Consider the following 16,141-nt stretch of genomic DNA (forward strand, 5'->3'; position numbering starts at 1 on the left):
CTCCACCGGTAACCTCAGACCCATGGCCTCACGTCCGTCCGCAGCCAAGAAGACGCCCGCGAAGAAGGCGGCCGCGCCCACAAAGGCTCCGGCGAAGAAGGCCGCCGCCAAGAAGCCGCCCGCCAAGAAGGCCCCGGCGAAGAAGGCGCCCGCCAAGAAAGCCGCGGCGAAGAAGCCCGCCCCCAAGCCGGCGCCCAGCCCCACAGGGGGCGTGTACCGCCTCGCGCGCGCCCTCTGGCTCGGTCTCGCGCACAGCGTGGGCGCGCTGTTCCGTGGCATAGGGCGCGGCGCGAAGGGACTCGATCCGGCGCACCGCAAGGACGGCCTCGCGCTGCTGCTGCTCGGCATCGCGCTGATCGTCGCCGCGGGCACGTGGTCGAATCTGCGCGGTCCCGTGGGCGATCTCGTCGAGATGCTGGTGACCGGTGCGTTCGGCCGCCTCGACCTGCTGCTTCCGATACTGCTCGCGGTCATCGGCGTACGTCTCATCCGGCACCCCGAGAAGCCCGAGGCGAACGGCCGCATCGTGATCGGCCTTTCCGCGCTCGTCATCGGCGTGCTCGGCCAGGTGCACATCGCCTGCGGTTCGCCCGCCCGCGCGGACGGCATGGAGGCCATAAGGGACGCGGGCGGCCTCATCGGCTGGGCCACGTCCACTCCGCTGATCTTCACCATGGGCGAGGTCCTCGCCGTACCGCTGCTCGTCCTGCTCACCGTCTTCGGGCTGCTCGTGGTCACGGCGACGCCCGTCAACGCCATCCCGCAGCGGCTGCGGCTGCTCGGCACCAAGCTCGGCATCGTCCAGGCGGAGCCCGAGGCGGTGCAGGGCGACTACGCGGACGACGAGCGCTACGAGGAGCAGTGGCGCGAGGCGCTGCCCGCCCGCTCGCGCAAGCGCGCTCAGGCGCCCGAGCCGTACGCCCCGGACCAGGCGGAGGAGGAGGCGCTCACCCGGCGCCGCAGGCCCCGCAGGGGGTCCGCACAGCCCTCTCTGGACCGTCCGATGGACGCGGTGGACGTGGCGGCCGCCGCTGCCGCCGCCCTGGACGGCGCGGTCCTGCACGGCATGCCGCCGTCGCCGCTGGTCGCCGACCTCACGCAGGGCGTCTCCGGGGAGCGCGACGGGCAGTCCGAGCAGGCCGACACGTCCGGGGAGAGTTCCGCGCCGGTGCCGACCGCGCGCGCCACGGACAGCCCGCCGCCCGGTGTGCTCCGCAAGAAGCCGGGGGAGTCGCGTGACGCGTCGGCCTCCGGCGTGAAGGACCTGACGAAGGCCGCCCCGGAACAGCCGCGGGACCTCCCGCCGCGCGCCGAGCAGCTGCAGCTCGCCGGGGACATCACGTACTCGCTGCCCGCGCTCGACCTGCTGGAGCGCGGTGGCCCCGGCAAGACCCGCAGCGCCGCCAACGACGCGGTCGTCGCCTCGCTCAGCAACGTCTTCAGCGAGTTCAAGGTCGACGCGGACGTCACCGGCTTCACGCGCGGCCCGACGGTCACGCGGTACGAGATCGAGCTCGGCCCGGCCGTGAAGGTCGAGAAGATCACGGCTCTGGCCAAGAACATCGCGTACGCGGTCGCCAGCCCCGACGTCCGCATCATCAGCCCCATCCCCGGCAAGTCCGCGGTCGGCATCGAGATCCCGAACACCGACCGCGAGATGGTCAACGTGGGCGACGTCCTGCGTCTGGCGGACGCGGCCGAGGACGACCACCCCATGCTGGTCGCGCTCGGCAAGGACGTCGAGGGCGGCTACGTCATGGCCAACATGGCCAAGATGCCGCACATCCTGGTCGCCGGAGCCACCGGCTCGGGCAAGTCCTCGTGCATCAACTGTCTGATCACGTCGATCATGATGCGGGCGACCCCCGAGGACGTACGGATGGTCCTCGTCGACCCCAAGCGCGTCGAGCTCACCGCGTACGAGGGCATCCCGCACCTGATCACGCCCATCATCACCAACCCCAAGCGGGCCGCCGAGGCGCTCCAGTGGGTCGTACGCGAGATGGATCTGCGCTACGACGACCTGGCGGCGTTCGGCTACCGCCACATCGACGACTTCAACCAGGCCGTCCGCGAGGGCAAGCTCAAGACGCCCGAGGGCAGTGAGCGGGAGCTCAGCCCGTACCCGTACCTCCTTGTGATCGTCGACGAGCTCGCCGACCTGATGATGGTCGCCCCGCGCGACGTCGAGGACTCGATCGTGCGCATCACGCAGCTCGCGCGTGCGGCCGGCATCCACCTGGTGCTCGCCACGCAGCGGCCGTCCGTGGACGTCGTGACCGGTCTGATCAAGGCGAATGTGCCCTCGCGGCTCGCCTTCGCGACCTCGTCGCTCGCCGACAGCCGCGTCATCCTCGACCAGCCGGGCGCCGAGAAGCTGATCGGCAAGGGCGACGGGCTCTTCCTGCCGATGGGCGCGAACAAGCCCACCCGCATGCAGGGCGCCTTCGTCACCGAGGACGAGATCCACGCGGTCGTCCAGCACTGCAAGGACCAGATGGCGCCCGTCTTCCGGGACGACGTCACCGTCGCCACCAAGCAGAAGAAGGAGATCGACGAGGACATCGGCGACGACCTCGATCTGCTCTGCCAGGCCGCTGAGCTGGTGGTTTCCACACAGTTCGGGTCCACATCGATGCTCCAGCGCAAGCTGCGCGTCGGCTTCGCGAAGGCCGGACGGCTCATGGACCTCATGGAGTCGCGCGGCATCGTGGGGCCCAGCGAGGGCTCCAAGGCTCGTGACGTTCTTGTGAAACCCGACGAACTGGATGGCGTGCTGGCCGTGATCCGCGGGGAGGCTCACCCATAAGGGAGCGGCAGGCAACCGTTTCCCTTCGGCATACGTCAAGTTGAGGGGAGGGAAGACACCGTGCCCCACCGCCCCCACCATCAGGATGTCCGGCCATTCCGATGGCGTACAAAGTCCGTCGCCCAGTTGCCCCACCCTTCGCGAACCCCCCTAGACTGAACATCCGGCAGGTGGCTACACGCTCGAAAGGCGCCCCCGTGTCCATCGGCAACTCCCCTGAAGACGACCGCCCTTCAGACCAACCACCCACAGACGACCGGCCCGCCGACGACCGTCCGGCAGCTGAGAGTCCGGCTGACGACCGGCCCTCGATCGGGCGCGCGCTGCAGCAGGCACGTATCGACACGGGCCTGACCGTCGACGAAATCAGTACGTCCACCCGGGTGCGCATCCCGATCGTGCACGCGATCGAACAGGACGACTTCTCCCGGTGTGGCGGAGATGTGTACGCCCGCGGACACATCCGGACGCTCGCACGCCACGTGGGCCTCGACCCCGCCCTGCTGCTCGCCCAGTACGACGAGGCGCACGGCGGTCGCCCGCCCGCGCCCACCCCGGCGGCGCCGCTCTTCGAGGCCGAGCGGATCAGGTCCGATCCGCGCCGTCCCAACTGGACCGCCGCCATGGTCGCCGCGATCGTCGCGGTCATCGGCTTCGTCGGCTTCACCGCGTTCAGCGGCGGGGACGAAGAGGACGGATCGAAGTCGCAGGTCGCCGAGGGCGCCACGCCCGCCACCAGCAAGCCCGCCACGAAGCCCGCGCCCAACAAGCCCGCCGACCCCAAGCCGGATCCGTCGGACAGCGCGATCGCCGGCGCGCCCAAGGACAAGGTCACGGTCAAGGTGAGCGCCCCGGACGGGCGCAGCTGGATCTCGGCCAAGGACCACAATGGCCGGACCCTCTTCGACGGCGTCCTCGAAGAGGGCAAGTCGAAGACCTTCCAGGACAAGCAGAAGATCGACCTGGTCCTCGGCGACGCGGGCGCGATCAAGCTGTTCGTGAACGGCAAGTCGATCGAGAACGAATTCGAGCCCGGTCAGGTCGAGCGGCTCACGTACACCAAGGGCGATCCCGAGGTCGGCTGAGCCCTGTGACGGCGGCCCGGACCCTCGCGGCGGGGGCCCGGGCAGGGACGAAGTAGTCTTGAGACCATGCCCGAACGCCGTACCGTCGCCCTTGTCACTCTTGGCTGCGCCCGTAACGAGGTGGACTCGGAGGAGCTCGCAGGCCGCTTGGAGGCGGACGGCTGGCAGCTCGTCGAGGCCGCCGAAGACGCGGATGTCGCCGTAGTCAACACCTGTGGATTCGTCGAAGCCGCCAAGAAGGACTCCGTCGACGCCCTCCTGGAAGCCAATGACCTCAAGGGCCATGGCAAGACCCAGGCCGTCGTGGCGGTCGGCTGCATGGCCGAGCGGTACGGCAAGGAGCTCGCCGACGCCCTCCCCGAAGCCGACGGTGTCCTCGGTTTCGACGACTACTCCGACATCTCCACCCGCCTGAACACCATCCTGAGCGGCGGCAGTGTCGAGGCTCACACCCCGCGTGACCGGCGCAAGCTGCTGCCGATCAGCCCCGCGGAGCGCCAGGAGGCGGGCTCCGACGTCGCGCTGCCCGGTCACGCGCCCATGGACCTCCCCGAGGGCCTCGCGCCCGCCTCGGGGCCGCGTGCCCCGCTGCGGCGGCGCCTTGGCACCAACCCCGTCGCCTCGGTGAAGCTGGCATCCGGCTGCGACCGGCGCTGCTCGTTCTGCGCCATTCCCTCCTTCCGCGGGTCCTTCATCTCGCGGCGCCCCTCGGACGTACTCGGAGAGACGCGCTGGCTGGCCGAGCAGGGCGTCAAGGAGGTCATGCTCGTCTCCGAGAACAACACCTCGTACGGCAAGGACCTCGGCGACATCCGGCTCCTGGAGACGCTGCTGCCCGAGCTGGCCGCCGTCGACGGGATCGAGCGGGTGCGCGTCAGCTACCTCCAGCCCGCCGAGATGCGCCCCGGGCTCATCGACGTACTGACCTCCACGGAGAAGGTCGCCCCCTACTTCGACCTGTCCTTCCAGCACTCCGCTCCCGGTGTGCTGCGGGCGATGCGGCGCTTCGGGGACACCGACCGCTTCCTTGAACTCCTGGAGACCATTCGGACCAAGGCACCGCTGGCCGGCGTCCGGTCCAACTTCATCGTGGGCTTCCCCGGCGAGACCGAGGCCGACGTGGACGAGCTCGAGCGGTTCCTCACGGGTGCGCGGCTGGACGCCATCGGCGTCTTCGGGTACTCCGACGAGGAGGGCACCGAAGCGGCGACGTACGACCAGAAGCTGGATCAGGACGTGGTCGACGAGCGGCTCGCGCGCATCTCGCGGCTCGCCGAGGAACTGACATCGCAGCGCGCCGACGAGCGTCTCGGTGAGACCGTCGAGGTGCTCGTGGAGTCCGTGGACGAGGAGGACGGCGCGATCGGCCGGGCGGCTCACCAGGCGCCCGAGACGGACGGCCAGATCCGCTTCACCGGCGCCACGGGTGGGGACGGTCTGCAGGTCGGTCGTATGGTCGTGGCAAAGGTGGTCGGCACGGAAGGCGTGGACCTGGTGGCTGAGTACAGCGAAATTCTGGGGGACTCGCCCCGGATCCCGGCCGAGGAGGCACGCAGATGACCGGAGTCCCGGCATCCGCGGCGGGCGGCTCCGGCGCGCAGGGCGCCAAGCCGGTGCGCGGCGGAAAGTTGGGCGCTGCGGCCGTCAATCAGGCCAGCGTGTGGAACGTCGCCAACTTGTTGACGGTGATCCGGCTGCTCCTCGTGCCGGGCTTCGTGATGCTGCTGCTCGCCGACGGCGGGTACGACCCGGCCTGGCGTGCGTGGGCCTGGGCGGCTTTCGCCGTCGCCATGATCACGGACCTGTTCGACGGGCATCTGGCACGCACGTACAACCTGGTCACGGACTTCGGGAAGATCGCCGACCCCATCGCCGACAAGGCGATCATGGGCGCGGCACTGATCTGTCTCTCGTATCTCGGCGATCTGCCGTGGTGGGTGACGGGCGTCATTCTCGGGCGTGAGCTGGGAATCACCCTGCTGCGGTTCTGGGTGATCCGCTTCGGTGTCATTCCGGCCAGTCGTGGCGGCAAGATGAAGACGCTCTGGCAGGGCACGGCGGCCGGGATGTACGTCCTGGCGCTGACCGGGCCGCTCGCCACGCTGCGGTTCTGGGTGATGGCGGTCGCTGTCGTCCTGACCGTCCTGACCGGGCTCGACTATGTGCGGCAGGCCATCCTGCTGCGGCGTCAGGGCCTTGCGGAGGCGCGTGCGGCGTCGGCCGCGTCGGCTGCTGCTGCGGCAGCTGCCTCTGGGGCTGGCTCTGGGGCTGGCTCTGGGGCTGGCTCTGGTTCTGGGTCTGGGGCTGGTTCCGGCGAAGGGGCTCGGGAGTCGGGCTCGTGATGTCTCTCGGCCCGGCCGCGGAAGTGCTGCGGCTTCTTCAGGCGCGCGGCGAGACGCTCGCCGTCGCCGAGTCGCTCACCGGCGGTCTGGTGGCCGCCGAGGTGACGGCGGTGCCGGGCGCCTCACGGGTCTTCCGGGGGTCCGTGACGGCGTACGCGACCGAGCTGAAGCACGAGGTGCTCGGGGTCGACGGCACTCTGCTGGCCGAGCGAGGCGCCGTGGACGCCGAGGTCGCGCTCCAGATGGCGGCGGGTGTGCGCAAGGTCATGGGTGCGGACTGGGGGGTCGCGACCACGGGCGTCGCGGGGCCCGAGCCGCAGGACGGGCAGGCGGTCGGGACGGTCTTTGTGGCGGTCGATGGGCCGGGTTCAGCGGTTGTTGGGCCGGGTTCTGCGGTCGGTGGGGCGGATTCCATGATCGGCGGGGCGGGTTCCGCTCTTCGCTCTGAGGGGAAAGTGGCCGCGCTGCGGTTGAACGGTGAGCGTTCGGACATCCGTATGGAGAGTGTACGGAGCGTGCTCACGCTGCTGGTCGAGCGGCTGTCCGGCGAACGTGCCGGGAACGGGCGGGCACAGGATACGGAACAGAACGGGGGGACTTGATGTTTGCAGCCCTGAGTGAACACGACATCGCTCCCCGCACGGCCGCCGCGCAAGGCGGTACGGTGGGGCGTGAAGGATGCGGCTACGCGGTCCGAGGAGGGAGCCACCGATGATTCTGCTCCGTCGCCTGCTGGGTGACGTGCTGCGTCGGCAGCGCCAGCGCCAGGGCCGTACTCTGCGCGAAGTCTCCTCGTCCGCCCGAGTCTCGCTCGGCTATCTTTCCGAGGTGGAGCGGGGGCAGAAGGAGGCATCCTCCGAGCTGCTTTCCGCGATCTGCGACGCGCTTGACGTACGGATGTCCGAGCTCATGCGCGAGGTGAGCGATGAGCTCTCTCTCGCCGAACTGGCTGCGTCGGCAGCGGCTACGGAACCGGTGCGCGCACCGGTTCGCCCGATGCTCAATTCCGTCTCGGTGAGCGGCGTGCCGCCGGAACGGGTGACGATCAAGGCGCCTGCGGAGGCGGTGGACGTCGTCGCCGCGTGATGCTGCGCTGACTGACTGCGCATCTATGCATAGATGCATAGATGCATTGACTGTGCGCGCTGTTTGAGTGCTCAGAGCGCTTAGATGTGTTGAAGCCCCGGCCGGGTCACCGGCCGGGGCTTTCGTCTGTCCTGAGATGCGCGTGGCCTGTCCCGGAAGCGCTCACAGTCTGGCTGGCGGTGCTCGCAGTCTGGTCGGCGGTGCTCGCAGCCTGCTCGGAGATGCCCCGATTGGTGCACTTGTGCCATTGTTGGTGGGGATTTGTATTACGGGGGTTTCATGAGCTCTGGAGGTTGGATGTACGTCGTGAAGAGCCCTCTGTCCGATGCGGATCTGAAGACGGTCTCGGACGCCCTGCAGGGGGCGCTCGTGGATCTGGTCGACCTCTCCCTGGTGGCCAAGCAGATCCACTGGAACGTGGTGGGACCGCGCTTCCGGTCCGTCCATCTGCAGCTCGACGAGGTCGTGGACACGGCGCGGACTCACTCCGACACGGTGGCCGAGCGGGCCTCCACGCTCGGCGTCTCGCCCGACGGCCGCGCGGCGACCGTGGCGCGGAGCAGCGGCATCGGTGACGTCGCCGACGGCTGGGTCAAGGACGCGGACGCGGTGGGCACGCTCGTGGACGCGCTCGGTGCGGTGATCACGCGGATGCGGGAGCGGGTCGAGGCGACCGGCGAGGCGGATCCGGTGAGCCAGGACATCTTCATCGGCATCACGGCCGATCTGGAGAAGCATCACTGGATGTTCCAGGCGGAGAACGGCTGAATGCGGAGCATGTGATCCCGGAGATCGTGATCCCGGTTCACGTAATCCGGGATTACGTAGACGCGGAGATCGTGATCGCGAAGAACGGGTGATCAGGCGGCGGCAGCCGTGCCTCGTGTGCGCTGTGGTGCGCCCTCCCGCCTGGTCGCGCCGGGCGTCTAGCGTCGATGGGGTCGCGCCGGGTGCCGAGCATGTCGGGCGTCAGGCGTCGGACCCCGTGCGGAGGTGGTGGCCGTGGCATGGAGAGTCGTGCGGTGGGCGCCGGCTCTGGCGCTCGGCGCGCTCTGGTGGTGGGGCGTGCTGCGGCTGGCCCTCGTGCCTGATGCGGGAGTCCTGGAGGGGGCCGTCGCGGCCGGTGGCTGGGGGCTGAGTCTGCTGCCGGTGCATTGTGTGCCGCAGTCCCGGGCGGTGGGGGCGTCACGGTCACGGTCCAGGGAGCGGGCGCGGGGGGCGGACGGTGCGCTCGGGGGGGCCGGGAAGGGGGCGGGCAGGGGTGTTGCCAAGGCCGCTGCCGGTGCTGTCACCAAGGCATGGCGACGCCGCCGTTCGGGCGGAGGATCTGGCCCGTCGTGAAGGCGGACGCGTCGGACGCCAGGTGCAGGACGGCGTGGGCGATGTCCTCCGGTTCGCCGACACGGCCCAACGGGGACATGCGGACCATGAGCCCCTCGGTGTGCGCCTGGGCGTCGGTGTCGTGGCGGTCGGTCATGGGGGTGCGGATCCAGCCGGGTGCGACGGCGTTGACGCGGATTCCGTGCGGGCCCACCTCGGTGGCGAGCGTCTTCGTGAGCTGGACGACGGCGGCTTTCGCCGCGCCGTAGCAGAGGAGGCCGGGGCCGCCGGTGTCCACGGCGCCGGATGCCATGGTGACGATGCTGCCGGGGCGGCGCGAGCCGCCGGGCTTGCCGGTGTCGGTGTCGGCTTTGGCGGCGTCGGCGTTCGCCGCGATCATCGCGCGGGCCGCGGCCTGACAGGCGTACAGAACGCCCTTGAAGTTGATGCTGAGGACCCGGTCGAGGTCCTCGTCACGGGTCTCCAGGACCGGGCTGCTGTGCATGATCCCGGCGATGGCGGCCATGACGTCCAGGCGGCCGGTGGTCGCGGTGGCGGTCGCGACGGCCTGCTCGACCTGGGCCCTGTCAGCGACGTCCACGGAGTGGGTGTGCGCGGTGCCGCCCGCCGCCTTGATGAGCGTGGCCGTCTCGTGGAGTCCCTGGGCGTCGCGGTCGGCGCAGTGGACGGTGGCGCCCGCTTCCGCGAGGAGTACGGCCGAGGCTCGGCCGATTCCGCTGGCCGCGCCGGTGACGAATGCGGTGCGTCCGCTGAGGTCGTACGCCGTGAGGGGCATGACGGGACGGTACGGCGGGATCTGACGGGGCGTCAACTGGTGGGTACGTTCGAGGTTTGGGGGAGCCGGTGGCTCAGGGAGTGGGGCCCTGTTGGCAGGACGGGCACCAGTAAGTGGGGCGGCTGCGGGAGCCGTCACCCTGCTCGGCCGAGCGGATGGGGGCGCCGCAGCGCAGGCAGGGGCGGGGCGCGCGGCCGTAGACGTACAGGCGTTGGCCCGCGCGGTCGCGGCCCGTGGTGGTGCGCGCCGGGCGGTCGCGGTTGACCTCCAGGAGCTTCTTGGCGAGGGCGGGGATACGGGCTGCCGTCTCGGCGGGGAGCTCGCCTACGGGGACCCAGGGGGTGACGCCGAGGAGGAAGCAGAGCTCGCTCTTGTAGACGTTGCCGATGCCCGCGAGATTGCGCTGGTCGAGCAGGGCCTCGCCGATGGCGCGGTCGGGGGTCGCGAGGAGGTTGGCGAGGGCCTGGTCGGGGTCCCAGTCGGGGCCCAGGAGGTCGGGGCCCAGGTGGCCCACGGCCTTGCCCTCGTCGGCGGTACGGAGGAGTTCGAGCACGGGCAGGCGGTAGCCCACGGCTGTGCGCTCGGCGGTGCCCAGGATCGCCCTGATCTGGTGACCGGGGCCGCCGCTCCAGCGCTCGCCGGGGGCGTACACCTTCCAGGAGCCGTCCATGCGGAGATGGGAGTGCAGGGTGAGCCCGCCCTCGAAGCGGGTGAGGAGGTGCTTGCCGCGCGGGGTGACGTCCAGGACGGTACGCCCGGTGAGGTCGACGGTCGCGAGCTTCGGGACGCGAAGGTCGGAGCGCGTGACGGTACGCCCGGCGAGGGCGGTGTGCAGCCGCCGGGCTGCCTGGTGGACGGTGTCGCCTTCGGGCATGGGGTCCAGGGTGGCATGTTGGGTGTGGGTGTGGGTGTGGGTACGGGCCCCCGTGGGCAGGGCAGGCGCGGCCGGCCCGTGGTCGTGTGGCTGGGCGGGGCCCGCGCGGGTGCGTGGCTGGGTGCCCCGGGGGGGGGCGGGTGGCGTCACGCGCGTAGGCGTAGGCCCCGGGGGGTGGCGTGGAAGCCTGCTCCTTCCAGGAGGGGGGCGAAGGGGGAGGTCAGGGCGGAGCCGCCGTTGACGCGCTCGACCGTGACCGTGCCGAGTGAGCCCGCTCGGGCCGCGGAGGCGAGGGCTTCGGCGGCCGCGTGCAGTCGGGCGTCCTCGGTGGCCGGGGTGTCGTCCTGCGGGGACGTGGGCCAAGCCAGCAGGGTCTTTCCGCCGCGCTCCATGTAGAGGGTCAGTTCGCCGTCGACCAGGACGACCAGGGAGCCTGCCTTGCGGCCAGGCTTGTGCCCCGCGTCGGTGGGCGGTTCGGGCCAGGGGAGTGCCGCTCCGTAGGCGTTGGCCGGGTCGGCGGCGGCCAGGACGATGGCCTGGGTTTCCGAGGGGCGCGGGGAGTAGTTCATGGCGGCCGGTGAACTGTCCGCGCGGTCACGGGCGTTCGCCGCCGCCCGCAGTCGGTCCACCGCGCCGTCCATGGCGAACTGGGCGGCGCCGAGCCCTTCGACCACGTAGCCGCGCCGCGCCTGACCGCTGTCCTCGAAGGCGGACAGGACGCGGTACGTCGCCGAGAAGCCGCCCTCGACTCCCTCGGCAGCGACCGCCCCCCGGGTGACTACGCCGTGCCGGTCCAGGAGGGTGCGGGCCAGGGCGTGGGCGCGCAGGGTGGGGTCGGGCTCGTGGGCGGGGAGCAGTGACCAGCGGCCCGCCACGGTCGGCGGCCCCGTACGCGACGTGGGGCGGGCGGCGGCCGTCAGCGTGCCGTAGCGCCCGCGCGGGATGGTGCGCTTGGCGCGGTGGGCCGTGGAGCCCGCGGTGCGGCCCGAGCCGAGGAGCGAGCGCATCGGGGCCAGCGTGTCGTTCGTGAGCCTTCCGGACCAGGCCAGATCCCAGATCACGTCGGCCAGTTGGGGGTCGGAGGCCTCGGGGTGAGTCGTGGCACGGACCTGGTCGGCGATCTGCCGGAAGAACAGGCCGTACCCCCCGGAGAGGGTGCCCAGGACTGACTCGTGGAGTGCGGTGAGCTCCAGCGGGTGGGCCGGTGGCAGGAGCAGGGGCGCGGCATCGGCCAGATAGAGGGAGACCCAGCCGTCCTTGCCCGGCAGGGCGCCGGCCCCGGCCCACACCACCTCTCCTGCGGCGGTGAGTTCGTCGAGCATCGCCGGTGCGTAGCCGGAGACGCGGGAAGGCAGGACGAGCTTCTCGAGCGCGGACGCCGGCACGGTCGCCCCCTGCAACTGCTCGATGGCGCGCACCAGTCCGTCCACGCCCCGCAGTCCGTGCCCGCTCAAGTTCTGCCACTGGGGCAGGAACTGGGCGAGCGCGGCGGGCGGCACCGGCTCAAGCTCATGCCGGAGGGCCGCGAGGGAGCGGCGCCGCAGGCGGCGCAGGACGGCCGCGTCACACCACTCCTGGCCGATGCCCGCCGGATGGAACTCTCCTTGTACGACACGTCCGTTGGCGGCAAGGCGCTGCAGCGCGCCCTCGGTGACCGCGACGCCGAGGCCGAAACGGGCCGCCGCCGTCGCCGAGGTGAACGGGCCGTGGGTGCGTGCGTACCGCGCGACGAGGTCGCCCAGCGGGTCCTTGACGGGCTCCGTGAACGCCTCCGGGACGCCGACCGGCAGCGCGGTGCCCAGCGCGTCGCGCAGTCGGCCCGCGTCCTCGATCGCCGCCCAGTGGTCGGCCCCGGCGATGCGGACGCTGATCGCGCGGCGGGTGGATGCCAGCTCCTGCGCCCACTCCGGCTCGGCGCCGCGCTCGGCCAGCTCGGCGGCGGTGAGCGGCCCGAGGAGGCGCAGCAGGTCGGCGACGCCCTCGGCGTCCTTGACGCGGCGGTCCTCCGTGCGCCACTGAAGCTCCTGCTCCAGTTCTGTGAGGACGTCCGCGTCGAGCAGCTCACGCAGCTCGGCCTGGCCCAGGAGCTCCGAGAGCAGCCGGGAGTCCAGGGAGAGGGCCGCCGCGCGCCGCTCGGCGAGCGGTGAGTCACCCTCGTACAAGAACTGCGCCACGTACCCGAACAGGAGAGAGCGGGCGAACGGGGACGGCTCGGGGGTGGTGACCTCGACGAGCCGGACCTTGCGGGACTCGATGTCGCCCATCAGTTCTGTGAGACCGGGGACGTCGAAGACGTCCTGGAGGCACTCCCTGACCGCTTCCAGGACGATGGGGAACGACCCGAACTCGCTGGCCACCTGGAGCAGTTGCGCGGCGCGCTGGCGCTGCTGCCACAAAGGCGTGCGCTTTCCGGGGCTGCGGCGCGGCAGCAGCAGCGCGCGGGCGGCGCACTCGCGGAAGCGCGAGGCGAACAGGGCCGAGCCGCCCACCTGGTCGGTGACGATCTGGTTGACCTCGCCCTTGTCGAAGGCGACGTCTCCCGCGCCTACGGGGGCCTGCTCGCTGTCGTACTCCAGAGGCCGGTCGGTGGGCTCCTGGTCCAGCAGGTCCAGGCTCATCAGGTCGGCGTCCGGCAGGCGCAGCACGATGCCGTCGTCGGCGTGCATGACCTGGGCGTCCATGCCATACCGCTCCGTCAGTTTGGAGGCGAGGGCCAGGGCCCAGGGGGCGTGCACCTGCGCACCGAACGGGGAGTGCACCACGACCCGCCAGTCGCCCAGCTCGTCGCGGAACCGCTCGACCACGATCGTGCGGTCGTCCGGGATGTGGCCGCAGGCCTCACGCTGCTCGGCGAGGTACGTCAGGACGTTGTCGGCAGCCCAGTCGTCCAGGCCCGCGGCCAGCAGGCGCACGCGCGCGTCGTCGCGCGAGAGGGAGCCGACCTCCCGGAGGAACGCGCCCACCGCACGGCCCAGTTCGAGCGGCCGGCCCAGCTGGTCGCCCTTCCAGAAGGGGAGCCGGCCCGGGACACCGGGAGCGGGGGAGACGAGCACGCGATCGCGTGTGATGTCCTCGATGCGCCAGGAACTGGTGCCGAGCGTGAAGACGTCGCCCACCCGGGATTCGTAGACCATCTCCTCGTCGAGCTCGCCGACGCGGCCTCCGCCCTTCTTGGGGTCGGCGCCGGCGAGGAAGACCCCGAAGAGGCCGCGGTCGGGAATCGTGCCCCCGGAGGTGACCGCGAGACGCTGCGCCCCCGGCCGCCCGGTGACGGTGCCGGCGACGCGGTCCCACACCACTCGGGGGCGCAACTCCGCGAAGGCGTCCGACGGATAGCGGCCCGCGAGCATGTCCAGGACGGCCGTGAACGCCGACTCCGGGAGCGAGGCGAAGGAGGCGGCCCGGCGGACCAGGGCCAGCAGGTCGTCGACCTGCCAGGTGTCGAGGGAGACCGTCGCGACGAGCTGCTGAGCCAGGACGTCCAGGGGGTTGGCCGGAATGCGCAGCGACTCGATGGAGCCGGTCCGCATCCGCTCGGTGACCACGGCGGCCTGCACCAGGTCGCCTCGGTACTTGGGGAAGACGACGCCGGTGGAGACCGCACCCACCTGGTGTCCCGCCCGGCCGACCCGCTGCAGGCCGGAGGCCACGGAGGGCGGTGACTCGACCTGGACCACCAGGTCGACCGCGCCCATGTCGATGCCCAGCTCCAGGCTGGACGTGGCGACGACGGCCGGCAGGCGGCCCGCCTTCAGGTCCTCCTCGACGAGCGCGCGCTGCTCCTTGGAGACCGAGCCGTGGTGGGCTCGGGCGAGGACCGGAGGAGCTCCCTTGGCAGCGCCCGACTCGGCCATCAGCTCCGCGGGGGAGTGGTCTTCGGGAAGGGGCTCTCCCGTCGCGCGTTCGTACGCGATTTCGTTGAGCCTGTTGCACAGGCGCTCCGCGAGGCGGCGTGAGTTGGCGAACACGATCGTCGAGCGGTGTGCCTGGACGAGGTCGGTGATGCGTTCCTCGACGTGCGGCCAGATCGAGGGTCGCTCCGCGCCTTGGTCGTTGTCGGCGACCGGCGAGCCTCCCAGCTCCCCGAGGTCCTCGACCGGCACGACCACGGAGAGGTCGAACTCCTTGCCGGACGGCGGCTGGACGATCTCTACTCTGCGCTGCGGGGACAGATAGCGCGCCACCTCGTCCACCGGACGGACGGTCGCCGACAGGCCGATGCGGCGGGCGGGCCGGGGCAGCAGCTCGTCGAGCCGTTCCAGGGAGAGGGCGAGATGGGCACCGCGCTTGGTGCCCGCGACCGCGTGCACCTCGTCCAGGATCACCGTCTCGATGCCCGTCAGCGCGTCCCGCGCGGCGGAGGTGAGCATCAGGAAGAGCGACTCGGGGGTGGTGATCAGGATGTCCGGCGGGCGCGTGGCCAGGGAGCGGCGCTCGGCGGGCGGGGTGTCGCCCGAGCGGATACCGACCCGGACCTCGGGCTCGGGGAGCCCGAGGCGCACGGACTCCTGGCGGATGCCGGTCAGCGGGCTGCGCAGATTACGCTCCACGTCGACCGCGAGGGCCTTCAGCGGAGACACGTACAGCACGCGGCAGCGCTTCTTGGGGTCGGCCGGCGGCGGCGTCGAGGCCAGCTGGTCGAGGGCGGCGAGGAACGCGGCCAGCGTCTTGCCCGAGCCGGTGGGCGCGACGACCAGCACGTCCGAGCCCTCGCCGATGGCCTTCCACGCCCCGGCCTGCGCGGACGTGGGCGCGGAGAAAGCCCCCGTGAACCAGCTGCGGGTCGCGGGGGAGAACCCATCGAGGGCGCCGGGGGCGCCGGGAGCACTGGATGCGGACCTGACCATGACCCCATCGTGCACCCCGCCACTGACAACGGCGCCGACCTGCGGAAAAGGGTTTGCACGGCTGTCGCAGAATGGGGGCATGGCAGGTTCGGCGGAGCAGGCGCGGCACTGGCGGTACGCGGAGCTGCCCGGGGTCGACCTGCTGCGTGCCCACTACATCAACAAGACGTTCGTGCGACACACCCACGAGCACTTCGTGATCGCAGCGATCGCCGAAGGCGTCGACGTCTTCCACCACGGCGGTGCCGATCAGCACGCGGGACCGGGGACCCTGGCCCTGATCAACCCCGACACGCCCCACACGGGCCGGGCCGGTGCGCCCGAGGGCTGGCGGTACGCGGCGGTCTATCCGTCGCCGGAACTGGTCGCGGCCATCGCCGCGGAGACCACCACCATCCGAGGAGCCCCCGGCTTCATCCGCCCTGTGCTCGAGGACCAGTACGCCGTGACCCTCGTCCACCGGGTGCTGCGAGCCGCTGAGGAGGGCAACGCGCTCGCGGCCGACACCTTGCTCCGGGTGGCGGTGACCCGGCTGCTGCGGCTGAACGGCGGCCCCGTCCCGCAGCGTGCCGTGCGCACGGCCGGTGCCAGGACCGCGGCACGCGCGCGTGCCGTCCTGGAGGAGCGGCTCGTCGACCCGCCGAGCCTGGAGCGGCTCGCCACCGATCTCGGAGTCGGCCCCTTCGCCCTGCTGCGGGCCTTCCGGGACACGTACGGAATGCCTCCGCACGCCTGGCTCACCGACGCCCGTGTGCGCGCCGCACTGCGCCTCCTGGACACGGGAACGACACCCGCCGAAGCGGCCGTCGCCGTGGGCTTCACCGACCAGCCGCACCTGAACCGGCACTTCACGCGGATCGTCGGCGTGCCGCCCGGGGCGTACCAGCGTGAGCGCAAGAACGTACAAGACGGGGAATCGGCCCTGCTCGTACCGTCCGGCGTGTGGCAGAACAGACGACACCCGCAGGCATAACCCCAGGCC

At 71.4% G+C, this 16,141-nt stretch carries 12 protein-coding genes; 9 read left to right on the top strand and 3 right to left on the bottom strand.

Annotation, left to right across the window (positions count from 1 at the left end; genetic code table 11):
• Positions 1 to 22: 22 nt before the first annotated feature.
• The 8 genes from E5671_RS33310 to E5671_RS46525 all read left to right on the top strand — a co-directional run bounded on the left by E5671_RS33310 (position 23) and on the right by E5671_RS46525 (position 8,663).
• On the top strand, positions 23 to 2,809 hold the full coding sequence (locus E5671_RS33310; protein ID WP_202121358.1) for a DNA translocase FtsK: 2,787 nt from the start codon (positions 23 to 25) through the stop codon (positions 2,807 to 2,809).
• Between the two features lie 197 nt (positions 2,810 to 3,006).
• Positions 3,007 to 3,894, top strand: a complete 888-nt coding sequence (locus E5671_RS33315; protein WP_160510560.1) for a RodZ domain-containing protein — start codon at positions 3,007 to 3,009, stop codon at positions 3,892 to 3,894.
• A gap of 66 nt (positions 3,895 to 3,960) precedes the next feature.
• Positions 3,961 to 5,454: a 30S ribosomal protein S12 methylthiotransferase RimO gene (gene rimO, locus E5671_RS33320; RefSeq protein ID WP_160507568.1), complete on the top strand. Its 1,494-nt coding sequence runs from the start codon at positions 3,961 to 3,963 to the stop codon at positions 5,452 to 5,454.
• Entirely contained in the window at positions 5,451 to 6,236 is a 786-nt protein-coding gene (pgsA, locus tag E5671_RS33325) for a CDP-diacylglycerol--glycerol-3-phosphate 3-phosphatidyltransferase (RefSeq protein WP_160507569.1), read from the top strand. Before rimO ends, pgsA begins: the two co-directional genes overlap by 4 nt.
• Positions 6,236 to 6,838 carry a CinA family protein gene (locus E5671_RS33330; RefSeq protein ID WP_160507570.1) on the top strand — a complete coding sequence of 201 codons (603 nt, stop codon included), beginning with the start codon at positions 6,236 to 6,238 and terminating at the stop codon, positions 6,836 to 6,838. Before pgsA ends, E5671_RS33330 begins: the two co-directional genes overlap by 1 nt.
• A 109-nt stretch (positions 6,839 to 6,947) precedes the next feature.
• Positions 6,948 to 7,322 (top strand): helix-turn-helix domain-containing protein, encoded by a 375-nt coding sequence (locus E5671_RS33335; protein WP_160507571.1) that lies wholly within the window; start codon positions 6,948 to 6,950, stop codon positions 7,320 to 7,322.
• A 297-nt stretch (positions 7,323 to 7,619) separates the two neighbouring features.
• Entirely contained in the window at positions 7,620 to 8,090 is a 471-nt protein-coding gene (locus tag E5671_RS33340; protein ID WP_160510561.1) for a Dps family protein, read from the top strand.
• A gap of 249 nt (positions 8,091 to 8,339) precedes the next feature.
• On the top strand, positions 8,340 to 8,663 hold the full coding sequence (locus E5671_RS46525) for a hypothetical protein (RefSeq protein WP_443032805.1): 324 nt from the start codon (positions 8,340 to 8,342) through the stop codon (positions 8,661 to 8,663).
• Here E5671_RS46525 and E5671_RS33345 read toward each other — a convergent pair.
• The 3 genes from E5671_RS33345 to E5671_RS33355 form a co-directional block, all read right to left on the bottom strand.
• Positions 8,611 to 9,438 (bottom strand): SDR family NAD(P)-dependent oxidoreductase, encoded by an 828-nt coding sequence (locus tag E5671_RS33345; protein ID WP_160507572.1) that lies wholly within the window; start codon positions 9,436 to 9,438, stop codon positions 8,611 to 8,613. The two genes, E5671_RS46525 and E5671_RS33345, sit on opposite strands and share 53 nt — an antisense overlap.
• 73 nt (positions 9,439 to 9,511) lie before the next feature.
• Positions 9,512 to 10,312 (bottom strand): Fpg/Nei family DNA glycosylase, encoded by an 801-nt coding sequence (locus tag E5671_RS33350; RefSeq protein ID WP_160507573.1) that lies wholly within the window; start codon positions 10,310 to 10,312, stop codon positions 9,512 to 9,514.
• 146 nt (positions 10,313 to 10,458) lie between these two features.
• Positions 10,459 to 15,159, bottom strand: coding sequence for an ATP-dependent helicase (locus E5671_RS33355; protein WP_160507574.1), 4,701 nt, complete (start codon positions 15,157 to 15,159; stop codon positions 10,459 to 10,461).
• 79 nt (positions 15,160 to 15,238) lie between these two features.
• Here E5671_RS33355 and E5671_RS33360 point away from each other — a divergent pair, with 79 nt between their 5' ends.
• Positions 15,239 to 16,132: an AraC family ligand binding domain-containing protein gene (locus E5671_RS33360; RefSeq protein WP_160507575.1), complete on the top strand. Its 894-nt coding sequence runs from the start codon at positions 15,239 to 15,241 to the stop codon at positions 16,130 to 16,132.
• Positions 16,133 to 16,141 lie beyond the last annotated feature (9 nt).

The sequence above is a fragment of the Streptomyces sp. BA2 genome (genome assembly GCF_009769735.1).
In the GTDB taxonomy this organism is placed as follows: domain Bacteria; phylum Actinomycetota; class Actinomycetes; order Streptomycetales; family Streptomycetaceae; genus Streptomyces.

Excerpts from the sequence above, each read along its gene's own strand:
- E5671_RS33340 (WP_160510561.1), top strand. The coding sequence starts at position 7,620 with ATGTACGTCGTGAAGAGCCCTCTGTCCGATGCGGATCTGAAGACGGTC.
- E5671_RS33360 (WP_160507575.1), top strand. The coding sequence starts at position 15,239 with ATGGCAGGTTCGGCGGAGCAGGCGCGGCACTGGCGGTACGCGGAGCTG.
- E5671_RS33350 (WP_160507573.1), bottom strand. The coding sequence starts at position 10,312 with ATGCCCGAAGGCGACACCGTCCACCAGGCAGCCCGGCGGCTGCACACC.
- pgsA (WP_160507569.1), top strand. The coding sequence starts at position 5,451 with ATGACCGGAGTCCCGGCATCCGCGGCGGGCGGCTCCGGCGCGCAGGGC.
- E5671_RS33335 (WP_160507571.1), top strand. The coding sequence starts at position 6,948 with ATGATTCTGCTCCGTCGCCTGCTGGGTGACGTGCTGCGTCGGCAGCGC.
- E5671_RS33330 (WP_160507570.1), top strand. The coding sequence starts at position 6,236 with ATGTCTCTCGGCCCGGCCGCGGAAGTGCTGCGGCTTCTTCAGGCGCGC.
- rimO (WP_160507568.1), top strand. The coding sequence starts at position 3,961 with ATGCCCGAACGCCGTACCGTCGCCCTTGTCACTCTTGGCTGCGCCCGT.
- E5671_RS33310 (WP_202121358.1), top strand. The coding sequence starts at position 23 with ATGGCCTCACGTCCGTCCGCAGCCAAGAAGACGCCCGCGAAGAAGGCG.
- E5671_RS33355 (WP_160507574.1), bottom strand. The coding sequence starts at position 15,159 with ATGGTCAGGTCCGCATCCAGTGCTCCCGGCGCCCCCGGCGCCCTCGAT.
- E5671_RS33345 (WP_160507572.1), bottom strand. The coding sequence starts at position 9,438 with ATGCCCCTCACGGCGTACGACCTCAGCGGACGCACCGCATTCGTCACC.